Consider the following 296-nt stretch of genomic DNA (forward strand, 5'->3'; position numbering starts at 1 on the left):
ATGACAGGCCATTGGGAAATGATGGGCTTGAATATCATGCAGCCATTCAAAGTGTATCCAAACGGTTTTCCACAAGAATTAATTGATGAAATCGAACGGATCACGGGACGTAAAGTCGTTGTGAATCGACCGGCATCAGGCACACAAGTAATTGACGAGTGGGGCGAACATCAAATGAAAACAGGGGATTTGATTGTGTACACATCCGCAGACCCTGTGCTTCAAATTGCCGCACATGAAGAGATTATTCCACTTGAAGAATTGTATGACATTTGTGAAAAAGTACGTGAATTAAC

1 pseudogene is annotated in these 296 nt (G+C 42.2%); it reads left to right on the forward strand.

What is annotated here, in order from left to right:
* Positions 1–296, forward strand: a pseudogene (locus CD118_RS11395) (phosphopentomutase); the annotation flags it as partial.

The sequence above is a fragment of the Staphylococcus coagulans genome (assembly GCF_002901995.1).
GTDB classification, from domain to species: domain Bacteria; phylum Bacillota; class Bacilli; order Staphylococcales; family Staphylococcaceae; genus Staphylococcus; species Staphylococcus coagulans.